This window comes from Streptomyces sp. NPDC049813, from assembly GCF_044465085.1.
Classification (GTDB): Bacteria; Actinomycetota; Actinomycetes; order Streptomycetales; family Streptomycetaceae; genus Streptomyces.
The window spans coordinates 219,271-242,705 of record NZ_JBITLI010000002.1 but is presented as its reverse complement, the minus strand read 5'-3'; the positions used below and the strand labels follow the sequence as shown (position 1 = coordinate 242,705).

The following is a 23,435-nucleotide window of genomic DNA, read 5'->3' as shown; positions in this document are numbered from 1 at the left end:
GGCGCCACCGGCCACACGAAACCCGCACTCGCATCCAAGGAGAACCGGCAATGGCGCTGGAGGAACACGACGGCCCCGGGTACGACTACGACGTGCTGGTCATCGGCTCGGGCTTCGGCGGATCCGTGTCCGCCCTGCGCCTCACCGAGAAGGGGTACCGGGTCGGCGTCCTGGAGGCGGGCCGCAGGTTCGCGCCCGGCACGCTCCCGAAGAACTCCTGGGACGTGAAGAACTACCTGTGGGCCCCGAAGCTCGGCATGTACGGCATCCAGCGCATCCACCTGCTCGGCAACGTGATGGTGCTGGCCGGCGCGGGCGTCGGCGGCGGCTCGCTCAACTACGCCAACACCCTCTACGTCCCGCCGAAGCCCTTCTTCGAGGACCCGCAGTGGAAGGAGATCACGGACTGGGAGGAGGAGCTGAAGCCCTACTACGACCAGGCGCGGCGGATGCTCGGGGTGCGGCTCAACCCGACGATGACCCCGGCCGACGTGCACCTGAAGGCGGCCGCCCAGGCCATGGGCATCGGTGACACCTTCCATCTGGCGCCGGTCGGCGTCTTCTTCGGCGACGGCGAGGACGCCGACGGGTCGGTGAAGGCGCGCCCCGGCCAGCAGGTCCCCGACCCGTACTTCGGCGGGGCGGGCCCCGCCCGCAAGGCGTGCCAGGAGTGCGGCGAGTGCATGACGGGCTGCCGGCACGGCGCGAAGAACACCCTCAACGAGAACTACCTGTACCTCGCCGAGAAGGCGGGCGCGGTCGTCCACCCGATGACGACCGTGGTGTCGGTGACCGACGACTCGCAGGGCGGCTACGCGGTCGCGACGCTGCCCACCGACGACCGCAAGAAGTCGGCGGGCCGCGTCTTCACGGCCCGCAAGGTCGTCGTCGCGGCGGGCACCTACGGCACGCAGACGCTGCTGCACCGCATGAAGTCCAGCGGTCAACTGCCGTATATATCGTCCCGGTTGGGCGAGCTGACCCGGACCAACTCCGAGGCGCTGGTCGGCGCGCAGACCTCCGAGCGGCGCTACCGCAAGCGGCACGGCACGAAGGTCGACTTCACCCGGGGCGTGGCGATCACCTCCTCCGTCCACCCGGACGCGAACACGCACATCGAGCCGGTCCGCTACGGCAAGGGCTCGAACGCGATGGGCAGCCTCTCCATCCTCCAGGTGCCCTACGCGGAGAAGTCCTCACGGGTGGCGGGCTGGCTGGTGAACGCGGTCAAGCACCCCACCCTGATGGCGCGTTCGCTCTCCAACCGCCGCTGGTCGGAGCGGACCATCATCGGCCTGGTCATGCAGTCCCTGGACAACTCGCTGACCACGTACCTGAAGCCGGACGGCGTCGGCAAGGGCCTGCTCACCGCGGGGCAGGGCCACGGCGCGCCCAACCCGAAGCAGATCGAGGCGGCCTCGCGGGGCGCCGCCGCCATCGCCGCCGAGATCAACGGCTTCGCCGGGTCGAACGTCGGCGAGCTGATGGGCACCCCGCTGACCGCCCACTTCCTCGGCGGCTGCCCCATCGGCGACAGCGCGCGCACCGGTGTCATCGACCCCTACCACCGGGTCTACGGCCACCCCGGGATCTCCGTCGTGGACGGCGCCGCGGTCTCCGCCAACCTCGGCGTGAACCCGTCCCTGACGATCACGGCGCAGGCCGAGCGCGCGATGTCGTACTGGCCGAACAAGGGCGAGGCCGACCCGCGTCCGGCGTCCGGCGCCGCCTACGTCCGGCTCGCGCCCGTCGAGCCGAAGAACCCGGTGGTCCCGCCGGAGGCGTTCGGCGCGCTGAAGCTGCCGTTCCTGGGCATGCCGACGGTGCCCGCCCAGAAGCAGGACCGGCGGTAGCGAGCCGCACCGGTCCCGCGACCGAACACGAAGGACCCGTACGCGAAGGACCCGGACGCGACGAACGACCCGAACGCGAAGGACCCGCACCCCCCTCCGAGTGCGGGTCCTTCGCGTACGGGCGAGGTGCTTACGCCTCGTCGCCCGCCGCGCGGCGGCGCACGGAGTAGACGACGCCGGCGCCGGCCAGGACGGCGAGGCCGCCGACGACACCGACGGTCGGCAGCATCGAGCTGGAACCGGTCTCGGCCAGCGTGCCCGCGAGCGGGGTGCTGCTGGACTGCGGGGCCGGGGTGTTGCCCGGGCGCGGCGCGCTGGTGGCCGGCGCGACCGTGCCGGGCTTCGCGTCCGCCGCGAGGATCTCGAAGCGGTACTCCTCGTCCTCGGGGACGCTGAAGCCGCAGAGGCCGTCGGTGTTCACGCTGGTGGCGAAGGCCACCGAACCGCCGATCCCGGTGGGCGCCTTCGCGTCGACCTTGATCCGCAGGGCGATGTCCGCGTGCTTGCCCGGCGCGATGGCGCCCGCGTCACCGAAGGACAGGGCGTCCCGGGCGTAGACCCCGGTGTCGAGGTCGTGCCAGCCGGAGGCGTCGGAGTACTGCACGCGCAGGTACTTGGTGATCTCCGTGGTGTCCGCGTCGTAGGCGTACGCGAACGCGTAGAGGTCAGCGGTGACCGACTCGAAGGCCGTCTCCGTCTTGTTCGAGACGCGGAAGGTGAAGCCGTGCCAGCCGGAGCCCGCGACGATCTTCGACGGCAGGCCGCGCAGCTCGGCGAGGGTGCCGGGGCTGTCGTCGTAGTCGGCGCACTCCTCGTCGCCGGCCTCGTCGCCCGGCTCGTCACCGGGCTGCTCCGTCTCGTCCTTCCCGCCCTCGTCGTCGCCCGGGTCCGTGTCGCCGGGGGGTGTGGCGGTGTCGTCGGTGCCCGGCGTCTCGGTGTCCGGCGCGCCCGGGTCCGTGTCGCCAGGGGCGGTGTCGCCGGGGTCGGTGTCACCCGGGTCGGTGTCGCCCGTGTCCGGCGCCTGCGGGTCCGTCCCCTCGCCGTCGCCCGCCGGGTCCCCGGTCTCGGCCGTGCCCTCCTCGGGCGTGGCGGGGGAGGCGGAATCCGTGGCCGCCGGGTCGCTCTCGGCGGACGCACTGCTGGCGGGCGTCTCCACGGCGAACGCGGCCGGTGCTGAGAGCAGCGCGATCGGCGCCAGGGCGGCCGTCGCGGCCGCCGTCACCAGTGCGCGGCGAAGCTTCATAGGGACCTCGTTCGGTACGAAGGGACGGCCCCGCCGTGACGGACGCGGACGTGGCCGTTGTTCAGCACGTGTGACCTTCCGCGCCCGGTAATGGTTGTCCCAAAACTCACACGGTCTTTATGTGAACTGGATCACTACTCGACAGCGGTGGGCCGCGACGGACTGGTAAAAGCCGCAGCTCCAGGCTTTGGTGACGCCCGCCGCGGAGCCGGGGGCGAAGCCGCTCGGCGCGGCGCAGTTGGGGCAGGCCGTGGTCACCGCGGCGGACCTGAAGGCGCCCTGGGCGAGGCCCCCGCCCTGGGCGACGAGTCCGTCTCCTACGGGATGACCGGGATGACCGGGAAGACCGGCGAAGGCCGCGGGCGCCGGGGAGCAGTCGTAGGTATGCGGTAGCCGCAGGTGCGCGCGAAGGGCCCCGCAGGACGGATCTGCGGGGCCCTTCGCCCTTCGGCTCCGACGTCAGGGCAGCGTCGGTGCCTGCGGAGCGGCGCCGGGGGGAGTGCGCCGCGAGTCTGGGGGCCGACGCACGGACGGAGCCGGGGACGGGACGCGCGGGTGTGGGGGGCGTCCCGCGCGGCGTGCTCGTCGTGGTCGGTGGTGCGGTTCGTTCTTCGGTACTGAGTGGGAGCAGGAGGCCGGCCGGCCCCGGGCGTCCCCGGGACCGACCGTTCTCTTGGGTGACCGGGCTGCTGTCCCCTGCCGTCCGGTCACTGCACTGGAGTGAGGTCCCACGACGTACGGCATGACCGTGACGTCTCATCCCTCCAGCAAAGCCACGCGTGGTTCGATCGGCCCGCCCCTGGCTGGCACGGACATGGAGACCAACGAAGCCCGCCGCGTCCGGGTCACGCGCCGTACGGGTGAGTGCGGAACCGAACTGGGATGCGGGGTTCAGACGCGGCCTCGGCACAGCTCCAGGAGGGTCATGGCGAGGGACGTGCCGGGCTTGCCGAGGGCGTCCCGGAAGTGGGCGAGGACCTCCAGCTCGCGGGAGAGGTGCACCCGCCGCCCGCCCGCGGCGAGCCGCGCCTCCTGGACGACGGCGGAGACGGCCGTGCGTTCCTGGACGAGGCCGATGATCCGGTCGTCGAGGGCGTCGATGCGGGCGCGGGCGTCGGAGATCACCTCGGCGGTGCCGGGACCGGCGGCGGTGGCAGTGGCGGCGGCGGGCCGGGTGGTCGGGGTGGGGGTGGTCATGGCGGGGGCTCCGGTTTCCGGTGTCGGGCGGAGCCCCGGGCCGGCAGGGCCCGGACACGACAGACGCCCCGGGCCTTGTCGGCCCGGGGCGCCTGTGGAAGTCGCTTGTCAGTGGCTCAAGCAGCACGACCATGGCACCCGGCGGGCCGGCTGCCATAGGTAAAGACGAAGGTCGTCTGCGAGAACATGCGGCCGACTATAGCGCGCTTCTTCCGAGTCCCTCCGGCGGTTTCCCTCAAGCCCCTCCGGCGATTGAGGAGCGGGGTCCGGGGCGGAGCCCCGCGTCCTCAAGGGCAGCTGGGCCGAACCGGTAGAATCACAAGTACGACCCCCCGCTACGCCGCCGGAAGGCAACCCGTGTCATCAGCGACTTCCGCTGCCGCCGCCCCCGACACCGTCCTGGTCGTCGACTTCGGTGCGCAGTACGCCCAGCTCATCGCCCGCCGTGTCCGTGAGGCCCGGGTCTACAGCGAGATCGTGCCGAGCACCATGCCGGTCGCGGAGATGCTCGCGAAGAACCCGGCGGGAATCATCCTCTCCGGCGGCCCCTCGTCGGTCTACGCGGAGGGCGCCCCGCGCCTGGACCGCGAACTCTTCGAGGCCGGCGTCCCCGTCTTCGGCATGTGCTACGGCTTCCAGCTGATGGCGACGGTCCTCGGCGGCACCGTCGACGACAACGGCGCCCGCGAGTACGGCCGCACCCCGCTCGCCGTCTCCAAGACCGACTCGACGCTCTTCGAGGGCACCCCCGCCGAGCAGCCCGTGTGGATGTCGCACGGCGACGCCTGCTCGGCCGCGCCCGAGGGCTTCACCGTGACGGCGTCCACGGACGTCGTGCCGGTCGCCGCCTTCGAGAACGACGAGAAGAAGCTGTACGGGGTCCAGTACCACCCCGAGGTCATGCACTCCACCCACGGCCAGCAGGTCCTGGAGCACTTCCTGTACCGGGGCGCGGGCATCAAGCCCACCTGGACGACGGGGAACGTGATCGAGGAGCAGGTCGCCGCGATCCGCGAGCAGGTCGGCGACAAGCGCGCCATCTGCGGCCTGTCCGGCGGCGTCGACTCCGCGGTCGCCGCGGCCCTCGTCCAGAAGGCCGTCGGCTCCCAGCTGACCTGCGTCTACGTCGACCACGGCCTGATGCGCAAGGGCGAGACCGAGCAGGTCGAGAAGGACTTCGTCGCCGCGACCGGGGCGAACCTGAAGGTCGTCGACGCGAGCGAGCGGTTCCTGAAGGCGCTCGCCGGGGTCTCCGACCCCGAGCAGAAGCGGAAGATCATCGGCCGCGAGTTCATCCGGGTCTTCGAGCAGGCGCAGCTGGAGATCCTCCAGGAGGACGGCCCCGAGGTCGCCTTCCTCGTGCAGGGCACCCTCTACCCGGACGTCGTCGAGTCCGGCGGTGGCACCGGCACCGCCAACATCAAGTCCCACCACAACGTGGGCGGGCTCCCCGACGACATCGAGTTCGAGCTCGTCGAGCCGCTGCGCCAGCTGTTCAAGGACGAGGTCCGCGCGGTCGGCGCCGAGCTGGGTCTGCCGGACGAGATCGTCCAGCGTCAGCCGTTCCCCGGCCCGGGCCTCGGCATCCGGATCGTCGGCGACGTCACCAAGGAGCGCCTGGACCTGCTCCGGGAAGCCGACGCGATCGCCCGCGAGGAGCTGACCGCGGCCGGACTCGACCGCGAGATCTGGCAGTGCCCGGTCGTGCTGCTCGCCGACGTCCGCTCGGTCGGCGTCCAGGGCGACGGCCGCACCTACGGCCACCCGATCGTGCTGCGCCCGGTCTCCTCCGAGGACGCCATGACGGCGGACTGGACGCGGATGCCCTACGAGGTGCTCGCGAAGATCTCGACGCGGATCACGAACGAGGTCAAGGACGTCAACCGCGTCGTCCTCGACGTGACGAGCAAGCCCCCGGGCACCATCGAGTGGGAGTAGTCCCCACCCGCCGTACGTGACCGAGGGCGCCGCTCACCGCAGGGTGGGCGGCGCCTTCGCGTCCGGTGCCGCCCGGTTCACCTGCGCCGAAGCGTGCGCACGGGCGCGCCCGGCCGCCACACCTGGGCCACCAAGTACGTGTCGTCCTGGACGGACGTGCGGGTGACCTCGGTCAGCTCGGTGCGGAAGAGGTGGAAGCCGGCCGGGTCCGGGACCGCCACCCGGCCGGTGTAGCGGGCGATCACCGCGGGGTCCTCGACGAGCAGGGCGCGGCCGCTGACGCGGACGTCGCCGCCGCCCATCGTGGTGCCCTCGCCCGGATTGGCCTGGAGCGCGAACCGCGCATCGCGCAGGAGGTCGCGGGCCTTGAGCGAGCCCGGCATCATGCCGAGCCACAGCTCGCCGTCGAGGAACCGCACTTCGAGCCCCGAGGTGCGGGGCGAGCCGTCCGCGCGCAGCGTCGCCAGGACGTGGTGCGTGTGCAGGGCGAAGCGGTCCTCGACGGTCCTGGCGAGCTCCGGCTCGGCGGTGGTGAAGGCGGCCCAGTTCGACGTCATGCGCCGAGTCTGCCCCCGATACCCGACACCTTCCGTCCGGATTCGCGGGCGGTCCGCCGCACTCTCTTCACAGCGGGGGCCTGTCGTCCTGGCGGGCGCGGAGGTACCTTCCGCTCCATGTCGACGCAGAACCCCGCCCCCGTCCCCGCCGACCAGCTGCACTTCGCCATGCCGCCGGTGCACTCGACCGCGGCCGACGAGCGGCGGTACCGCAAGGAGCGGCTCGCGGGGGCGCTGCGCGTCTTCGGGCGGCTCGGGTACGAGGACGGGGTGTCGGGGCACATCACCGCGCGGGACCCGGAGTTCGAGGACTGTTACTGGGTCAACCCGTTCGGGATGCCCTTCCGGCACATCACCGTCAGCGATCTCGTCCTGGCCAACGGCGAGGGACAGGTCGTCGAGGGCCGCCACCACGTCAACCAGGCCGCGTTCACCGTCCACGCCGAGGTGCACCGGGCCCGGCCCGAGCTGGTCGCGGTGGCGCACTGCCACTCCACGTACGGGCGGGCGGTGGCCGCGCTCGGCGAGCTGGTCGAGCCGATCACCCAGGAGGCCTGCGCCTTCTACGAGGACCACGTGCTGCTCGACGAGTACACGGGGGTCTCCGTCGACGCCGGGGAGGGCAAGCGGATCGCTGTCGCGCTCGGCGCGTACAAGGCGCTGGTGCTGCGCAACCACGGGCTGCTGACCGTCGGGGACTCGGTGGACGCGGCGGCCTGGTGGTTCATCGCCCTGGAACGCTGCTGCCAGGTGCAGCTCGCGGCGCGGTCGGCCGGGCGGCCCGTCCTCATCGACCGGCGCCAGGCCGTGGCGACCCGCGACCGCACGGGCGGCGACCTCGTCGCATGGATCAACTACCAGTCCCTGTGGCAGGACATCACGCGCAGCGAACCGGAGCTGCTGGACTAGACCGTGTCCGGCGTAGCGCGGCGCGCGGCTCACCGGAAGTCGCGCAGCACGACCCGCTTGACGCGCGTGAACTCGGCGTCCGTGAGCACCCCGTGCCGGTGCAGCTCGCCCACCTCCCGTAATCGGCGCAGCAGTACGTCGTGGTCGAAGGGCGACGGGACCGGCCGCGCGGGCCGGTCGCGGGGCGCCGAGGGGTGCGGCAGGCGGGCCGTGACGGCCGCCGCGACCAGGGCGGTCAGCAGGTCCTTGCGGGCGTTGCCCCACAGGTCGAGCGCGTACGGGTCCTTCTCGGGCGGCAGCCTCGCGTAGGCCGGGTCCTTCAGGACGAACCGCAGCACGCCGTCCTCGTAACCGGAGTTGGGCACCCAGTCCACGCCCGCGAGGGCGTCCAGGGCGATGACCCGCGGGCCCGTCGCCCGCTTCAGCCGGTCCGAGGTCTCGCTCCAGTCGATCCGGACCCGGCTGCCGTCGAAGGAGACCACGCCGTCGCTGGAGCGCACCGAGACCGGCACCGCGGGGCCCGGGACGAGGTAGGAGTCGGCGGGCCCGTCCGGGAGCTGCTCCAGGAGCAGTGCCTGCCGGATCTCCTCGGCGACGTACTCCGCGACGCCCGAGCGGTCCGCGTCCACCGCGAGCCGGAAGGGGTCCGCGGTCTCCGGCAGGCGGCCGCCGGTGGCCTGTAACAACGGGTCGGCGGCCTCGCGCAGGGTGAGGCGGAGCCGGCCGCGCCTGCGCTCGGGCTCGTAGGCCACCCCGGAGACGGCCGCGAGCGGCACGCTGATCTGGCCGTACGTCTGCCGCAGCAGGGCCACGCTGCGGTGCAGGCCCGGGGTGATGCGGACGGTGGTCCCGTCGAAGGCCCAGGTTCCGTCCCGCTGGATGATCTCGGCCATACGGAAATTCTCGCAGCGGCGTCAACACGACGGTCAACGCCGGCGCGGGCCGTTCACCCCGCAGGACCCGACCCGTGCGCCGGAGCGTGCGCCGTGTGCGGCACAATTCCCTTTCGATGCAGCGAAGTTGACCGGACCGGTGGCACAGAGGCTGAGGGTGGGGGCGTCGCGGTGGCGATGCAGGAAGCGCGACACGGGCAGGGCACGCACGAGGGCGGCTGCACCTGCGGCAGCTGTCCGCACGGCGCGCGGGAGGGGCACCGCAGGGCCGTGGCCGCGTTCCTCGCCCAGCGGGACGGGCTGGCCGCAGGGAACGGCCTGCCGGCCGCCGTCGCCCACTCGGCCGGCGCCTCCCGCCAGTGGATCTCCGACGAACTGACGCAGTCGGCCCGGGCGGTGGCCGACCGGGGCCGGGAGGAGGGCGCGGCCTGGCGCGCGGGCCTGTGGCCGCGGACCCTGGCCGTGGTGTGGGGCGGCGTCGGCGTGCTGCTGCTCGTCCAGGCGCTCACCGCGGTCGGCGCGGGCTGGGGCGCCGCGCGCACGGCGGGCCTGGTCGCGGCGGTCGTCACGGCCGGACTGCTCAGCGGCGCCGCGGCCCTGCACCGGGCGCGCGGCGGCGTCCTCGCCCCGGTGACCGGCGAGGACAACCGGCTGTCGACCTCGCGCGCGGTCGCCGGCGGCTTCGTCGTGTTCGCCTTCTACGCGGTGCTGGTCCTCGCCGGTGAACTGGCCGCGGCGGCCGGGCCCGGCGCCCGCGACGACCTCATCGACGACCTCGGTCTCGCGCGCGGTGCGGGCCTGCTGACGGTCATCGCCGCGGTGTGCGGCGTCGCGGTCCTGGTCCGCCGGGTGGTCGGCCTGCGGGTGCTCGGCCAGCGGCTGCAGAAGGTGCCCGCGGCCCGGCCGCGCGCCGCCGACCTGCTCACCGACGACTCCGGGCGCGGCAGCTTCACCGACACGCAGTACGTCGCCGTGTGCGCGGCCGCGCTCGTGTGGGCCGCGACCCGGCTCGCCCGCCGCCCGGAGCAGCTGCCCGATCTGCCGTGGGGGCTGGTCGTCCTGGTGGCGGTGTCCGCGGCGACGTACCTGTGCGGCAAGTACGCGGAGGGCGGGCGGCCCGTCGTCCTGTCGGTGGTGCGGGCCCGGGAGGCCGGGGACCTGGACGCGCCGATCCGGACCGGCGACGACATCGAGATCCGCGGCGCCGGGTTCGTGCCGCCCGGCGCGGGCACGGCGGACCAGCTGGCCCGGGTCACCGTGCGGATCGGCACCGTCCACGTGCACGTGCCGCTCGTCCCGGTGCCGGGCGGTTTCACCAACCCGGCGGACGCGCTGCTGACCGTGCCGGTGCCGGTGGATGTAGAGCCGGGGCGGGTGGAGGTGCAGGTGGTGACGGCGGCCGGGGTGGAGACGAATCGCTGCGTGGTCGACGTCGTCGACTGAGGGCCGGGTTTCCGGCCGGGCGGGGTGGTCGGTGAGCCCGGGCGGCGCCTCGTACGTATGGTCGGGTAGAGGCCTCAGGCGCGAGAGACGGGCGGACCAGTCATGGCGCACGGTATGCGGACGGATGCGGGGGGCGGGTACGGCGACGGGTACGGGCGCGGGGGGCACGGGCGCGGGGGTGGGTACGGCGGTGGCCCTGGCGGTGGTGGTCGGCGTGCCGCCCTTGAGCGGTACGCCCTGGTGCCGCTGCGCGTCTTTCTCGGCGTCACCTTCATCTACGCGGGGCTCGACAAGCTCACCGACAGCGCGTTCTTCCACGCGAGCGGGGCCGGGTCCATCGGGGAGCAGATGCGGGGCGTACGGGACGTCGCCGCGATCCCGGCCCTGGTCGACCTGGCGCTGAAGTCCCCGGCGGGGTTCGGCTACGCGATCGCCTTCGGCGAGTTGGCGGTGGGGGTCGGTACGTTGCTGGGGGTGTGGGGGCGGGTGGCGGCGCTCGGGGGTGCGGTGATCTCGCTGAGCCTGTGGCTCACGGTCAGCTGGGCGGCCACGCCGTACTACCTGGGTAATGACCTGGCTTATCTGATGGCGTGGGTGCCGTTGGTGGTGGGTGGGGCGGGGGTCTGGTCGGTGGATGTCTGGCTGGCGCGGCGGCGGGGGCGGGGGTGAGCGGGGCTCGGACCTTGAGATCCGGCTGCACGTCCGGTGGGGGCTGGTCGCGCAGTTCCCCGCGCCCCTAAAAAGACTTTGTCTGCGGCTCCGGTGGGGCTTCTCGCGCAGTTCCCCGCGCCCCTGAAGGCATGCGGCTTCGCCGCTGCCTCAGGGGCCCGATGAGATGGCGCACGCAGTGCGCATCTCAGGGGCGCGGGGAACTGCGCGAGAAGCCCCACCGGCCGGATTGCCGAAGTACTGCCCAGGGGCGGGGCCCTGGACGACCGGGGCCGCGTCGAGGTCCGGCAGGGACTATCGTGCCCGGCGCTGAGCCGAACCGCGGCGGACGCGGACGACCTGGGTCACCGCGCCGACGAGCACCGCAAGCCCCAACCCCCCGCACACCACCGGCACCCCCACGAACCACGCCACATCCCACGCACCCCCCGCCTCACCGAAATACACCACCGCCGTCACGATCAGCACGAGCCCCGCGATCAACCGCCCGGGAGAGAAGTCACGCCGCACGGGTCACCTCCGCCTGTCCGAGACCGACCTCGACGTGCAGTTCCAGCACCCCGCCCCCGGGCGTCCGCCCGCCCGGCGGCTCCAGCGTCACCGTCTTCTCGACGTCCGGCCGCACATCCACGTCGTTCGACTCGTCCCCGGGCACCTGGATGTCCCCGACGCCGACCTCGGCACGCAGCTTCACCGTGCCCCCGGCCGGCAGCACGATCTTCGCCTGGCCGGCGCCGACCTCCACGTGCGTGGTGACCGTCGAGCCCCTCGGCACGTCCACCGCCGACAGGTCCAGCGTGCCGACCCCCGAGCCGAGTTCGTAGTGCGGCCGCACCGCCGCCACGCTCGCCGGAGTCCAGTCCGTGCGGACCCACTCGGTGCCGATGGAGGCGGGCAGCGCGGCGGAGGCGACCAGCAGCCCGGCCGTGATCACCGCCAGCACGATCGACCCCACCCCGGTCCGCCCGCGGAACGCGCTGACCGCGATGCCCAGGCCGAGGACGCCGAGCGCGCAGGCGAGCCCGGTCTGCAGGCTGTCGCCGAACGTGCGGGACTCCCAGGACGCCCCGGTGGCCGCGGCCCCCGCGACGAGCGCCGCCAGGAACGTGAGGCCGCCGATGTTCCGCGGCCCGCGCGGCCGCGCCGCCGCGCCGGAGCGCCGGGCGCCGGCCCCGCTCCGGGCGGCCCGCGCGGGACCCGCGTCCTCGCTGCCCGCGGGCCCCCAGAAGTACCCGGTGCCGCCGACGTACGTACCGTCCTTGACGATCGGGTCCCGCCACCACGACGGCGCCGGGGAGACGGGCGGCGCCTGTGCCTCGGGCGGGGCGTCGGCGGCGGCCTGCGCGGTGACGGGCGCGGGGTCGGCGGTGCGGCGCGCCCGCGACCAGTAGCCGGTGCCCGCGAGCAGCAGGGCGAGGACGGCGGCGAAGGTGAGCGCCCCGCCGTTGTTCAGCATCGACAGGAAGACGCCGCAGCCGACCAGCGCGGTGACGATGGCGGCGAGCCCGGGGCCGTCGACCCGGCCGGTCAGGAGCTTGCGGAAGTCGTTCTCGTCCTCGTCGTCGTAGGGCACGAACAGCCAGGCGAAGCCGTAGAAGATGAGGCCGATGCCGCCGGTCACGGCGAGGACGGACAGCCCGATCCGGAAGATCACCGGGTCCATGTCGCAGTGCCGGCCGAGGCCCGCGCAGACCCCGCCCAGCGCCTTGTGCCGCCGGTCGCGGGTCAGGCGGCGCGGCGGGGCGGGCGGCTCCGGCTCGGGCGCCGTGGCCACGGATCGTTCCGTGTCGTGCGGGACATGCTCCGTCATACGTTCATGGTGACCGGCCCGGGCCCGCCGCGGGAGCCGGGGCGACCCTGGCCGCACCCTGAGATCACCCCTGAGGCGACCCCGGACCCGCCCGGCGCGCGCCACGGCCCCGGTCCGGGCCCCACCCCCAGGATCAGGGGCGTCTCCGGGACCGACCCTGATGCCGGGGCCGGGCCGGGCGTGTGACGATCGGTGGCATGCAGGAAGCAGCGACCGCCCCTCGCGCCGGAACCGAGGAAGCCCGGGACCCGCGGCCGCCGCGCAAGCTGTACCGCAGCAGCGACGGACGCTGGCTCGGCGGTGTCGCGCGGGGTCTCGCCGGCCACCTCGGGCTGCCGGTCGTCTGGGTGCGGCTGGTCTTCGCCGGACTGTTCATGGCGGACGGCCTCGGGGCCCTGCTCTATGCCGCGTTCTGGTTCTTCGTGCCGCTGGGCGTCGGCGGCGTCGGCCCCGACCGGCCGACCGTGCTCACCACCGAGACGGCCCCCGACGGGCGCCGCCGGCTGGTCGCGCGCCGCCCCGACAAGGGGCAGATCCTCGCGCTGCTGCTCATGGTCGTCGTCGCGATGATCTTCGTGCAGAACGTGAACCTCACCGGTAACACCAAGGCGTACCTGGTCCCCACGGTCCTGGTCGGCGCGGGCGTCGCGCTCGTGTGGCGCCAGGCGGACAACGCGCGCCGGGCCCGCTGGGCCGAGGTCGGCCGCCGCAAGCGCACCCTGAACCTGGCCCGGGCCGCCGCGGGCGTCGTCCTCGTCGGCGCGGGCGTCACCGGCATCTTCGTCACGCAGGGCGCCACCGAGCACCTCGGCTCGATCCTCCAGGCGGCGCTCGCGGTCCTCGTCGGCATCGCGCTGCTCGCCGGCCCCTACCTGATCCGGATGACGCAGGACCTCTCCGAGGAGCGCCTGATGCGCATCCGCGCCCAGGAGCGGGCGGAGGTCGCGGCCCATGTCCACGACTCGGTCCTGCACACCCTCACCCTGATCCAGCGCAACGCGGAGAGCCCGGCCGAGGTCCGCAGGCTGGCCCGCGCCCAGGAGCGCGACCTGCGGGCCTGGCTCTACAAACCGGCCGCCGCCGAGAACCCGCAGGAGCCCGAGACGGTCGCCGAGGCGGTCAAGCGCCACGCGGCGGAGGTCGAGGACAAGCACGGGGTCCCGCTGGAGGTCGTGGTGGTGGGGGACTGCCCGCTCGACGACGGTCTGCGGGCACAGATGCAGGCCGCGAGGGAAGCGATGGTGAACGCGGCCAAGTACGGTGGCGAGGGCGGGGCGGTCCAGGTCTTCGCGGAAGTCGAAGGCGGGGAAGGAGCGGCGGGCGGCGAGGTGTTCGTCTCCGTACGGGACCGGGGGCCCGGCTTCGACCTCGACTCCGTCCCGGCCGACCGCATGGGCGTAAGAGAATCGATCATCGGCCGGATGGAGCGCAACGGCGGCACGGCCCGGCTGCGGGCCGTGCCGGACGGCGGCACGGAGGTCGAACTGACCATGAAGAGGGCGGAGAGGACGTCATGACGGAACCGATCGAGGAGACCGGCCCGGGGCGGCACGTGCGGGTGGTCCTGGTCGACGACCACCGCATGTTCCGCACCGGTGTCCAGGCGGAGATCGGCCGCACGGAGACGACGGGCGTCGAGGTGGTCGGCGAGGCCGCCGACGTCGACCAGGCGGTCACGGTCATCGCGGCGACCCGCCCCGAGGTCGTCCTGCTCGACGTGCACCTCCCCGGCGGCGGCGGGGTCGAGGTGCTGCGCCGCAGCGCCGCGATGATGGCGGACGCGCAGCACCCGGTCCGCTTCCTCGCGCTGTCCGTGTCGGACGCGGCGGAGGACGTCATCGGCGTGATCCGCGGCGGGGCGCGCGGCTACGTCACCAAGACGATCACCGGCACGGACCTGGTGGAATCCGTCTTCCGCGTGCAGGAGGGCGACGCCGTCTTCTCGCCGCGCCTGGCCGGCTTCGTCCTGGACGCCTTCGCGTCCACCGACGCGCCTCCGGTCGACGAGGACCTCGACCGCCTCACGCAGCGCGAACGGGAGGTGCTGCGGCTGATCGCGCGGGGGTACGCCTACAAGGAGATCGCCAAGCAGCTCTTCATCTCGGTGAAGACGGTCGAGTCCCACGTCTCGGCGGTGCTGCGCAAGCTCCAGCTCTCCAACCGCCACGAACTGACCCGCTGGGCGACGGCCCGCCGCCTGGTCTGACGCACCGTCGCGCCCCCCGGGCGGGGTGCGCGGCCTGGTTCTGGGCGGCCCGGAGTTACTGGTCCGTATGGGCGATATGTCCATTACGCTCCATCTGTATGCCTGTGAGGAACCGCACCGCCGCTCCCCGTCCTGACCCCTGGCTCGTCCGGGCCCTGCCGCGGCTGCGCGGTCTGGAGCCCATCAGTAGCTACGGGTATGCCGGGGAGCTGCTGCACGACGACGGGCGCGCGGACGTGCAGGCGTACGGGGCGCGCGTCGTCGATCTGTCGGTGCGGGTCGGGGAGGCGTTCCTGTCCTACGGGGCCTCCGCCGAGGAAGCCGTCGCGGGAATGCTCGTCACCGCCGAGACGTACGGGCTGAGTTACTGCGAGCCCGGGGTCACGCTGGGGGCGGTCTCCCTGTCGGCGTACGCGCCGGGCGAGTTGACGCCGCTCCACGCGACCCGCCTGATCCGCAAGCACGCCACCGACTTCCGGGCCCTCGGGCGCCTGCACGCCCTGGTCGACCGGATCAGCGGGCACGGCCTGTCGCTGGAGCAGGCCCGCGCCGACGCCTGGCGACTCCTCGACGCGCCCGCGCCCGCGGGGAGCCGGCGGTGGGCGCGGTGGCGGGTGCCGGTGCAGACCGGGCTCGTGGCGGCGGGCGGCGGGCCCGTCTTCGGCGGCGGTCCGGTCACCTCGCTGTGCTCGTTCGTCGCCGGGGTGCTCGGTTCGCTGCTGAGCGGATGGCTCGGGCGCAACGGTGTCCCCGCCTTCTACCGGTACGCCGTCGCCTCGATGCCGGCCGCGATGACGGCCCTCCTGGTCAGCCGGTTCGCGCCGCCCTCCGCCGTGCAGGCCGTCGTGGTGGCCGGGGTGCTCGGGCTGCTGCCCACCGTGACCTTCGTCAGCGCCGTGCAGGACGCGCTCGCCGGTCACTATCTGACGGCCGTCGGGCGGCTCTTCGACGCGCTGCTCGTCTTCGCCGCCGTCGTCGCCGGGGTGGTCGCCGTGCTCGGCGCCGGGCGGCTCGTCGGGCTCGGCGTGCCGATCGTGCCGTCCGTGCGCCGCTCCGAGCACTTCGGCGCGCCGGGCGTGGGCGCCGTCGTCTTCGCGGTGGCGGTGGCGGTGGCGGCGCGGGCCCGGACGCCCGGGCGGGACTGGCTGCCCGCGGCGGCGCTCGGGCTCGGCGGGTTCGTGGTGTCGGTGGAGTTCGAGGTGCTGGGGTTGTCCTCGCTGCTCGGTACGGGGCTTGTGGCGGCGGTGGTCGGCGGCGCCGGGCACCTCGTGGCGCGGCGGCGCCGGGAGTCGGCGTTGCCGCTGGTCGTGCCGGGGATCGCGCCGCTGCTGCCGGGCGGGGCGCTTTACGCTGCGCTGGGGGCGTTGGCTGCGGGGCGGACGACCGTCGGGGTCGGGGGGATGGTCAATGTGGCGGCGGTGACGCTGGCGCTTGCGGTGGGGGTGGGGTTGGCGGGGGAGGTGGGGCAGCTCGTGCGGAGGGTTCGGGCGGGGGGCTGAATTCGTGGCGGGCCTGCCCGGGCTCGGGTCACGGGGCTCTGCCCCGGACCCCGCTCCTCAATCGCCGGAGGGGCTTGAATGGCGGGGTTGAGTTGGTGGCGGGCCTGCCGGGCCCCGGGTCACGGGGCTCCGCCCCGGACCCCGCTCCTCAAGCGCCGGAGGGGCTGGGATTGGCGGAGGTCAGCTGGTTGCGGGCGTCGGCGTGCGGGTCCAGCCCGCCCACGCCGATGTGATCATGTCGCGTACGTCCCGACGCGCCGTCCACCCCAGCTCCTTCTCGATCCGCGTCGCGGACGCCACCACGCGCGCCGGGTCTCCGGGGCGGCGGGGCGTCGTGCGGGGCGCGCGGTCGTGGCCCGTCACCTCGGTGATGAGGGTGATGAGTTCGCGGACCGAGACGCCCTCGCCGCGGCCGATGTTGAGGGTGAGGTCCGTGCCGGGGGCCGCGTCGGCCAGCCGGTGCGCCGCCGCCACATGGGCCTCGGCCAGGTCGGCGACGTGAATGTAGTCGCGCACGCAGGTGCCGTCCGGCGTCGGATAGTCGTCGCCGAAGATGCGCGGCTCCTCACCCGCCGTCAGCCGCTCGAAGACCATCGGGACGATGTTGAGGACCCCGGTGTCGGCGAGGTCGGGGGCGGCCGCCCCGGCCACGTTGAAGTAGCGCAGGGACGCCGTCGCCATGCCGGTGGCGCGGCCCGTCGCCCGGACCAGCCACTCGCCCGCCAGCTTCGTCTCGCCGTACGGGCTCATCGGCACGCAGGGCGTCTCCTCCGTGACGAGGTCGACGTCGGGCGTGCCGTAGACCGCCGCGGAGGAGGAGAAGACGAAGGAGCGCAGGCCGGCCGCGGTGACCGCGCCGAGCAGGACCCGCAGGCCCTCCACGTTCTGGTGGTAGTAGTGCAGCGGCCGCCCCACCGACTCGGCGACCTGCTTCTTCGCCGCCAGGTGGATCACCCCGGTGACCGCGTGCTCGGCGAGCGTCCGGTCCAGGAGCGCCCGGTCCAGGATCGAGCCGGTGACCAGGGGGACGTCGGACGGTACGCGCGCGGCCAGGCCGGTGGACAAGTCGTCGTAGACGACGGCGCGTTCGCCCGCCGCCCGCAGCGCCCGCACCACGTGGGCGCCGATGTAGCCGGCCCCGCCGGTGATCAGCCAGGTCGTCTCGGTGGTGGTCATGTGGTCGCACACCCCTCGTGGCCGGAGAACGGGAACTCAGTGGAACAGCCGGGCCGCCCGGCGCCGCAGCACCGAGACCACCCCGCGTGGCCCGGCCGCCGTGCGCAGGGCGAGGGCCCCGGAGTGGGTGGCGTAGGGCTGGGCGAGCAGCACCCCGTGGCGGCGGCTCGGTACGGCGACCCGGCGCAGCAGGCCCGGCCGGCGGACGGCGTGCGGCGTGGCGTCGCGGTGGCTGCCGTCGGCGAAGTGCAGGCGCAGCCGGATGTCGCAGGTGCCGGGGCGGCCGAGCGCCGACAGGTCGAGTACGGCCGTCGCCACCCAGCTGGCGTCCTCGGGGCCGCCGTCGGAGAGCGCCGTGAACGTCGCCGCGCGCCGTTGCAGGACCGAGCCGTGGCGCCGGTCCACCAGCTCGACGTCGACCGTGCGCGGGCCCGCGTCGGCCACCCGCCCGTACAGCTCGCGCAGTTGCAGCGTGAGCCGGGTCCCCCGGGCGCGGGGACGCAGTTCGCCGTCGACGGTCACCGGCAGCTTCTGGACCGGGCGGTGCAGCAGGTGCTCCAGGGAGACCTGGGGGAGGTCGGGCGCCCAGACGGGCGTGCCGTCGGGGGCGCGCGCGTACGGGGGCAGCAGCCGGGCCGGGCGGGCGGCGAGCTCCTTGACGCGGGGCAGGTCGCGGGGGGCCGGGGAGGCGAGGACGAGGCGGCCGACGACCCGGCCGGGCGCCGGGGCCGCGTCGAGGTCGGCGGTGTCGAAGGTCTCCAGGTAGGCGCGGGTGCGGGTCCACCACTCGGCGCGGTAGCCGGGGGAGCGCAGGTCGAGTTCGCGCGCGTACATCCGCAGGGAGTGGTCGAGGAAGGCGGTGCGGGCGGCCCGGGCGAGTCGTTTGTGCGAGGCGTCCAGGAGGAGCGCGACGGACTGGCGGTGGGCGTCGAGGCGGGCCTGCCAGTTGTCGATGCCGGCCCGGTCGAGCGAGAGGGAGAGCTTCTGGGCCGCGCGGCGCACGTGCCACACGTAGACCCGGTCGGGGATCAGCGCCATGCGCGGCGAGGCGGCGAGCACGCGCGCCGTGAACACGAAGTCCTCGTAGACGAACCGGCCGTCGGGGAAGCGGACGGCGTGCTCGCGCAGGAAGTCCGTGCGGTACAGCTTGTTGACGCACAGGGTGTCGGTCACCAGGCGCGGGCGCCGCTCGGGGCGGGCGACGACGGCGGCCTTCGCGTACAGCTCGGGCTGCCAGGGCACCTCGCGCCCGGAGGGGAGTTCGCGCCGCACGCACAGCCCCGCGGCGACCTGCGCGCCGTGCCGTCCCGCCGCGCCGAGCAGCGCGTCGACCGCGCCCGGCGGCAGCACGTCGTCGCTGTCGAGGAACATCACGTACGCGGACGTGGCGCGGTCGATCCCGTCGTTGCGGGGCGTGCCGCAGCCGCCGCTGTTGGTCGCGCGGTGCACCACGCGCAGCCGGGGCTCCCGCTCGGCGAGCGCGTCGAGCAGGGCGCCGCTGCCGTCGGTGGAGCAGTCGTCGACGGCGATCACCTCGCGCACGGCGGGCCCCTGGTCGAGCGCCGAGCGCACCGCGTCGCCGACGTGGGCGGCGTCGTCGTACCCGATGACGACCACGGTGACGCCCGGGTCCGGGGGGCCCGGGTGGTGCGCGGGAGGTTCGGGGCGCTCGGGGTGCTCGGGGTTCGCGGAGTTCACGGGGTGAATTGTAGGGCTTTAGGCTAATTGTCCAATTAGGCGAGCGGATCAACCGGTTGTCGGAGTGGCGGCCGGGCGCTTCCCGCGGGGCTCCGCGGAGAGGTCCGCGCGAAGGCTCGCCCGGAGGTCGGCCCGGGGGTTTGGCACCGTCGCCTTCCACAGGCGGCGGAAGGAGAGCAGCGCCGCGCCGAGCAGCAGCGCGTTGCGCACCACCATCACCGCCACGCCCGCCCACGTCCCGGCCATCACGTCCGCGTACAGCACCGGGTACGCCAGGGCGCTCACCCCCGCCGCCGCGAGGATCAGCAGCGCGACCGGGCGCTGGGTGGTGTGCCGGGAGGTGAGGCAGACCGCGGCCAGGCCGAGCAGCCAGACCAGGTACTGGGGGCTGATCACCCGGCTGGTGACGGTGAACGTCAGGACGGCGCAGAGCGCGGCGTCGTACGGTGTCGCCGCCGTGTGGTGCCTGGCCCGCAGCCGCCACCACAGCAGGATGACGAAGGCCGCCGCGGTCAGCGCGACCGCGGCCGCCGCGACGGTCCCGACGTGCGGTCCGACGAACTCCATCGCGCCGTACCGGTAGCGCACCCGGCCCGGCCAGCCGGCGTGGCGGGCCAGCCCGAGGGCCGTGCCGCCGAGCGACTCGATCTGCACCCCGCGCCCGCCCTGTCCGCTCAGGAACGACAGCGGCGAGCGGAACGCCACCGCCAGGACCAGCAGCATCGCGGCCGCGGCGGCGAGCGCCGCGCCCCACGCCTGCCGCGCCGTACGCCCCCGCTCGACGCCGAGCAGGGTGAGCGCGGGCCAGACCTTCACCAGAGCGCCGAGCGCCGCGAGGGTCCCGGCGACGCGGGGGGAGCGGCCCATGCAGAGCAGGGCCAGGACGGCGAGGGCGGTGACCTCGACGTCGTAGCGGGCGAGCGGGATGTGGAGCAGCAGGGGCAGGCCCGCGGTCCACAGCCAGGCGCCCGCGGGCTCGCGGCCGCCACGCGCCAGGGCGTACCCGACCAGCGCGTCCGTGGCGAGCGTGAGCGTGACGAACGCCTGGAAGTAGGTGAGGCCCGGGAGCAGCCCCGGCGCGAGGAGCAGCGGACCCGCGCCCGGCGGGTACTGCCACAGCGGGTCGCCGGCGGGGAAGCTGCCCTGGGCGAGAGTGGTGCCCCAGCGCGCGTACAGCTCGTGGACCTCGCGGGCGACGCCGCCGACCCCGAGGGGGTGCGCCGCCTCCTGGACGAGCAGCAGGAGCATCGCGGCGCGGGTGAGCAGCCAGCAGGCGGGGAGGGCGAGGCGCGCCGGGAGGGTGCGGGCGGCGGGGGACGGATCGAGGACGGCGGGGTGGTCTCGCGAGTCGATTGTCACGATGTGGGAGCGTATGTCCCATGTTGACGCTACGCGGTGACCCGGGGCCGCGTTGTCGCTGCGCGGTGACCCAGGGGTGCGTTGCTGTCGCTAGCGTTGTTGTCGCTAAGCGGTCACCCGAGGGTCGCCGCGTCCAGTGCCGCCGTCAGCCGGTTCAGGCGCTCGCGCAGGTCCTCGATCTCCGCGAGGTCGAAGCCGGTCGCCCGCGCGATGCTGCGCGGCACCTCGGCCGCCCGCTCCTTGAGCGCGGCGCCCGCCTCGGTCGGCGTCACCAGCACCGAGCGCTCGTCCCGCGCGCTGCGCTCGCGCCGCACGAGCCCGCTCGCCTCCAGCCGCTTGAGCAGGGGCGAGAGCGTCCCGGAGTCGAGGCGCAGGCGCTCGCCGAGGCGCTTGACCGGCAGTCCGCCGCCGGCCGGCTCCTCCCACAGGGCCAGCATGACCAGGTACTGCGGGTAGGTGAGGCCCAGGTCCTTGAGGAGGACGCGGTAGAGGCCCCCGAAGGCGCGCGTGGCCGCGTTCAGCGAGAAGCAGATCTGCCGGTCGAGCCGGAGGAGGTCCTCGGCGGGACGGGTGCGGGTCATGGCTCCAGGGTAGCCGACGGCGTCATTCAGTTGTGCGCAACTGAATTGCGTGCTCTACTTGTCTCCGTCGTCATCCGCGGCCGGTGCGGCAACCAGCGCCGGGCGCGGACCGTTCTCGCGAAGGAGCCCCTCATGGACGCCCTGTACACCGCCGTCGCCACCGCCACCCACGGCCGCGACGGGCGCACCGTCTCCTCCGACGGCGTCATCGACCTCCAGCTCGGCATCCCCACGACCATGGGCGGCAACGGCCAGGGCTCCAACCCGGAGCAGCTCTTCGCCGCCGGGTACGCGGCCTGCTTCGGCAGCGCGCTCGGGCTCGTCGGCCGCGCCGCCAAGGTGGACGTCGCCGACGCGGCCGTCACCGCGGAGGTCTCCATCGGCAAGGAGGGCGAGGGCTTCGGCCTCGCGGTCGTGCTCCGCGTCGAGCTGCCGGACTCCGTCGACGAGGAGACCGGCCGCAAGCTGGTCGAGCAGGCGCACCAGGTCTGCCCGTACTCGAACGCGACCCGCGGCAACATCGACGTCGACCTCGTCATCGAGTAGCGGGCGCGGCGCGGGGCCGCGGGTCGCCCGGGTGGGCCCCCGCGTCACCCGGGTGGGTCAGCGGCGAGTGACCCCGGGGGCCCGTGGGGGTTGGGCACTCAATGAAGATCCTGACCCGCCCCCCTGCCCCGTCCCGCCCGGCCGTCCCCGGCGCCCGCCGCCCCGGCGCGCCGCCCGGCGGACCGGCCCGCCGCTGGGCCCTGCCGCTCGCGGTCCTGGGCGGAACCGCCCTCGTCGCCGTCCGCGCCGCCGCGCTCGGCCAGTGGATCGTCGACGACGCGGCGGTCACCTTCGCCTACGTCCGCAGCGTCGGGGAGGGGCTCGGCCCGGTCCAGCAGGCCGGCGCCCCGCCCGTCGAGGGGTACTCGAACCCGGCCTGGCTCGCCCTGCTGCTCGCCGGGCGCGTCCTCGGCCTCTTCGACCACGGCGCCTGGTTCGGGGTGAGCGACCTCGCCCTGTTCCCCAAGGCCCTCGCCCTCGCCTGCGTCGCCGGGACGCTGGCCTGCGTCGGGGCGGCGGCGCGGGTGGCGCTGCCCGCGCGCGCCTGGCCCGTCGTGCTCGGCACGGGCGCGCTGCTCGCCGCGAACGAGTCCTACGTCGTCTGGTGCTTCTCCGGCCTGGAGAACTCCCTGTACGGGCTGCTCGCCGCGGCCCTCGCCCTCCTCCTCGTCCGCGCCGTGCCCGGCCGGGACCCCGGCGGGCCCGGCCTCGCCTGCGGCGCCGCCTGCCTCGCGCTGCTGGCGGCGCTGACCCGCCCCGACGGCGCCGTGCTCGCCGCCGCCCACCCCCTCGCGATGCTGCTGCTGCGCGGGCGGAGCGCCCTGCGGACGGCGCTGCTCAGCTGCGGGGTGTTCGCCGCCGGGTACGGCGCCTTCTTGCTGTGGCGCCACGCCGAGTTCGGGCGCTGGGTGCCCAACACCGCCGTCGCCAAGTCCCAGCGGCCGCCCGGCCTGGCCGAGGTGGCGAAGGCGGGCGAGCTGCTCGGCTATGCGGGGTGGGCGCTGGTCCTGGTCTGCGTGGCCTGCGCCGGTCTCGCCCTGGGGCGGCCCGGGCCCGTGCGCCGGGTGCTCGCCGCGCTCTGCGTGCCGCTCGTCCTCACCCTGCTCGCGTACGGCGCGCTGGCCCGGGACTGGATGCCGTTGTACCGGTTCGCCACCCCGGTGTGGGTGCTCGGCTCGGCCGTCGCCGCGCTCGCCGTCACCGCCGTGGCGGGCGAGGCGCGGCCCCGGGCCCGGGCGCTGCTCGGCTGCGCGCTCGCGGGCGGCCTCGCGCTCTCCCTCGCCGGGCAGCAGGCGCGCGGCGCCGGGTTCCGGCACGAGCCGACCCTTTCCATGTGCTGGGTCGCCGACCGCTACGGCCGCACCTTCGACGCCTACGCCGACCGGCTCGGCCTGCGCCCCGGGGCCACCGTCGCCCTGCCCGACCTGGGCGGCACGCTGCTCACCAGCCGGCTGCGGGTCGTGGACGTGGCGGGCCTGACCGACCGCCGCGTCGCCGACGCGTACGCGGCCCACGACAGGGGCGCCCTGGTGCGCTACGTGCTGGACGAGGTCCGCCCCGAGCTGGTCCATACGCAGGGCGCCTGGCCAGCGAAGTCCGGCCTCACCGGCGCGCGCCTCGCCGCCGCCGGGTACGTGCCGCTGTACCGGGAGGGGAACGGCGGCGACTACGTCCTGGCCGCCGCCGTGCCGGGCGGCGCCCGCCGCGTCGACGCGGTCCGCGCGTGGGCGAAGCCGCGCCTGGACCGGATGAACCACGCGAAGCGGCACGAGCGCGGCCACCTCGGCGACTGCGGCCCCCGCCTGCTCCCACCCCACCCCGCACCCCCGGCCGCCGCGCCGGCCCCGCCCCCGCACGC

The 23,435-nt window shown here is 74.5% G+C and carries 19 protein-coding genes; 10 read left to right on the top strand and 9 right to left on the bottom strand.

All coding sequences use genetic code 11. The features are described from left to right. Nucleotides 1-50 precede the first annotated feature (50 nt). Complete coding sequence (locus tag ACIBW6_RS05130) at nucleotides 51-1,853, top strand: GMC family oxidoreductase N-terminal domain-containing protein (protein ID WP_399056818.1); 1,803 nt, start codon at nucleotides 51-53, stop codon at nucleotides 1,851-1,853. A gap of 130 nt (nucleotides 1,854-1,983) precedes the next feature. Here the strand turns inward: ACIBW6_RS05130 and ACIBW6_RS05125 are convergent, their stop codons facing one another. Beyond that, entirely contained in the window at nucleotides 1,984-3,096 is a 1,113-nt protein-coding gene (locus ACIBW6_RS05125; RefSeq protein WP_399056816.1) for a hypothetical protein, read from the bottom strand. Between the two features lie 891 nt (nucleotides 3,097-3,987). Further along, complete coding sequence (locus ACIBW6_RS05120; protein WP_399056814.1) at nucleotides 3,988-4,293, bottom strand: chorismate mutase; 306 nt, start codon at nucleotides 4,291-4,293, stop codon at nucleotides 3,988-3,990. A 357-nt stretch (nucleotides 4,294-4,650) separates the two neighbouring features. Between ACIBW6_RS05120 and guaA the strand changes: the two genes are divergently transcribed. Continuing rightward, a complete protein-coding gene (gene guaA, locus ACIBW6_RS05115) occupies nucleotides 4,651-6,231 on the top strand; it encodes a glutamine-hydrolyzing GMP synthase (RefSeq protein ID WP_399056812.1) in 1,581 nt (526 codons plus the stop codon). 77 nt (nucleotides 6,232-6,308) lie between these two features. On the opposite strand, the gene ACIBW6_RS05110 is transcribed toward guaA, so the two are convergent. Then, nucleotides 6,309-6,788, bottom strand: a complete 480-nt coding sequence (locus ACIBW6_RS05110; protein WP_399056810.1) for a pyridoxamine 5'-phosphate oxidase family protein — start codon at nucleotides 6,786-6,788, stop codon at nucleotides 6,309-6,311. Between the two features lie 117 nt (nucleotides 6,789-6,905). On the opposite strand from ACIBW6_RS05110, the gene ACIBW6_RS05105 reads away from it, so the two are divergent. Continuing rightward, on the top strand, nucleotides 6,906-7,697 hold the full coding sequence (locus ACIBW6_RS05105) for a class II aldolase/adducin family protein (RefSeq protein WP_399056808.1): 792 nt from the start codon (nucleotides 6,906-6,908) through the stop codon (nucleotides 7,695-7,697). A gap of 29 nt (nucleotides 7,698-7,726) precedes the next feature. Here ACIBW6_RS05105 and ACIBW6_RS05100 read toward each other — a convergent pair whose 3' ends face one another. After that, nucleotides 7,727-8,590 carry a DUF4429 domain-containing protein gene (locus ACIBW6_RS05100; RefSeq protein ID WP_399056806.1) on the bottom strand — a complete coding sequence of 288 codons (864 nt, stop codon included), beginning with the start codon at nucleotides 8,588-8,590 and terminating at the stop codon, nucleotides 7,727-7,729. 171 nt (nucleotides 8,591-8,761) lie between these two features. Between ACIBW6_RS05100 and ACIBW6_RS05095 the strand changes: the two genes are divergently transcribed. Together ACIBW6_RS05095 and ACIBW6_RS05090 are read left to right on the top strand one after the other, a co-directional pair. Then, nucleotides 8,762-10,033, top strand: a complete 1,272-nt coding sequence (locus ACIBW6_RS05095) for a hypothetical protein (protein WP_399056804.1) — start codon at nucleotides 8,762-8,764, stop codon at nucleotides 10,031-10,033. 102 nt (nucleotides 10,034-10,135) lie between these two features. Continuing rightward, nucleotides 10,136-10,702, top strand: coding sequence for a DoxX family protein (locus tag ACIBW6_RS05090; protein ID WP_399056802.1), 567 nt, complete (start codon nucleotides 10,136-10,138; stop codon nucleotides 10,700-10,702). Between the two features lie 499 nt (nucleotides 10,703-11,201). Here ACIBW6_RS05090 and ACIBW6_RS05085 read toward each other — a convergent pair whose 3' ends face one another. Then, complete coding sequence (locus tag ACIBW6_RS05085) at nucleotides 11,202-12,512, bottom strand: PspC domain-containing protein (RefSeq protein WP_399056800.1); 1,311 nt, start codon at nucleotides 12,510-12,512, stop codon at nucleotides 11,202-11,204. 197 nt (nucleotides 12,513-12,709) lie between these two features. On the opposite strand from ACIBW6_RS05085, the gene ACIBW6_RS05080 reads away from it, so the two are divergent. From ACIBW6_RS05080 to ACIBW6_RS05070, 3 genes are all read left to right on the top strand, one after another. Continuing rightward, nucleotides 12,710-14,029, top strand: a complete 1,320-nt coding sequence (locus tag ACIBW6_RS05080; RefSeq protein ID WP_399056798.1) for a PspC domain-containing protein — start codon at nucleotides 12,710-12,712, stop codon at nucleotides 14,027-14,029. Further along, complete coding sequence (locus tag ACIBW6_RS05075; RefSeq protein ID WP_399056796.1) at nucleotides 14,026-14,718, top strand: LuxR C-terminal-related transcriptional regulator; 693 nt, start codon at nucleotides 14,026-14,028, stop codon at nucleotides 14,716-14,718. The genes ACIBW6_RS05080 and ACIBW6_RS05075 overlap by 4 nt, the downstream gene beginning before the upstream one ends. Before the next feature lie 98 nt (nucleotides 14,719-14,816). Continuing rightward, nucleotides 14,817-16,217: a threonine/serine exporter ThrE family protein gene (locus ACIBW6_RS05070; protein WP_399056794.1), complete on the top strand. Its 1,401-nt coding sequence runs from the start codon at nucleotides 14,817-14,819 to the stop codon at nucleotides 16,215-16,217. A gap of 180 nt (nucleotides 16,218-16,397) precedes the next feature. Here the strand turns inward: ACIBW6_RS05070 and galE are convergent, their stop codons facing one another. From galE to ACIBW6_RS05050, 4 genes are all read right to left on the bottom strand, one after another. Beyond that, complete coding sequence (gene galE, locus ACIBW6_RS05065; protein WP_399056792.1) at nucleotides 16,398-17,393, bottom strand: UDP-glucose 4-epimerase GalE; 996 nt, start codon at nucleotides 17,391-17,393, stop codon at nucleotides 16,398-16,400. 36 nt (nucleotides 17,394-17,429) lie between these two features. Next, nucleotides 17,430-19,010, bottom strand: a complete 1,581-nt coding sequence (locus ACIBW6_RS05060) for a glycosyltransferase family 2 protein (protein WP_399057671.1) — start codon at nucleotides 19,008-19,010, stop codon at nucleotides 17,430-17,432. Nucleotides 19,011-19,139: 129 nt separating this feature from the next. Continuing rightward, complete coding sequence (locus ACIBW6_RS05055) at nucleotides 19,140-20,444, bottom strand: glycosyltransferase 87 family protein (protein ID WP_399057669.1); 1,305 nt, start codon at nucleotides 20,442-20,444, stop codon at nucleotides 19,140-19,142. A gap of 119 nt (nucleotides 20,445-20,563) precedes the next feature. Further along, nucleotides 20,564-21,031 (bottom strand): MarR family winged helix-turn-helix transcriptional regulator, encoded by a 468-nt coding sequence (locus tag ACIBW6_RS05050; protein WP_399056790.1) that lies wholly within the window; start codon nucleotides 21,029-21,031, stop codon nucleotides 20,564-20,566. A 132-nt stretch (nucleotides 21,032-21,163) separates the two neighbouring features. Here ACIBW6_RS05050 and ACIBW6_RS05045 point away from each other — a divergent pair, with 132 nt between their 5' ends. Together ACIBW6_RS05045 and ACIBW6_RS05040 are read left to right on the top strand one after the other, a co-directional pair. Then, entirely contained in the window at nucleotides 21,164-21,577 is a 414-nt protein-coding gene (locus ACIBW6_RS05045) for an organic hydroperoxide resistance protein (RefSeq protein WP_399056787.1), read from the top strand. 101 nt (nucleotides 21,578-21,678) lie between these two features. Next, the coding region (locus tag ACIBW6_RS05040) for a hypothetical protein (RefSeq protein ID WP_399056785.1) at nucleotides 21,679-23,435 on the top strand (1,757 nt) is incomplete at its 3' end.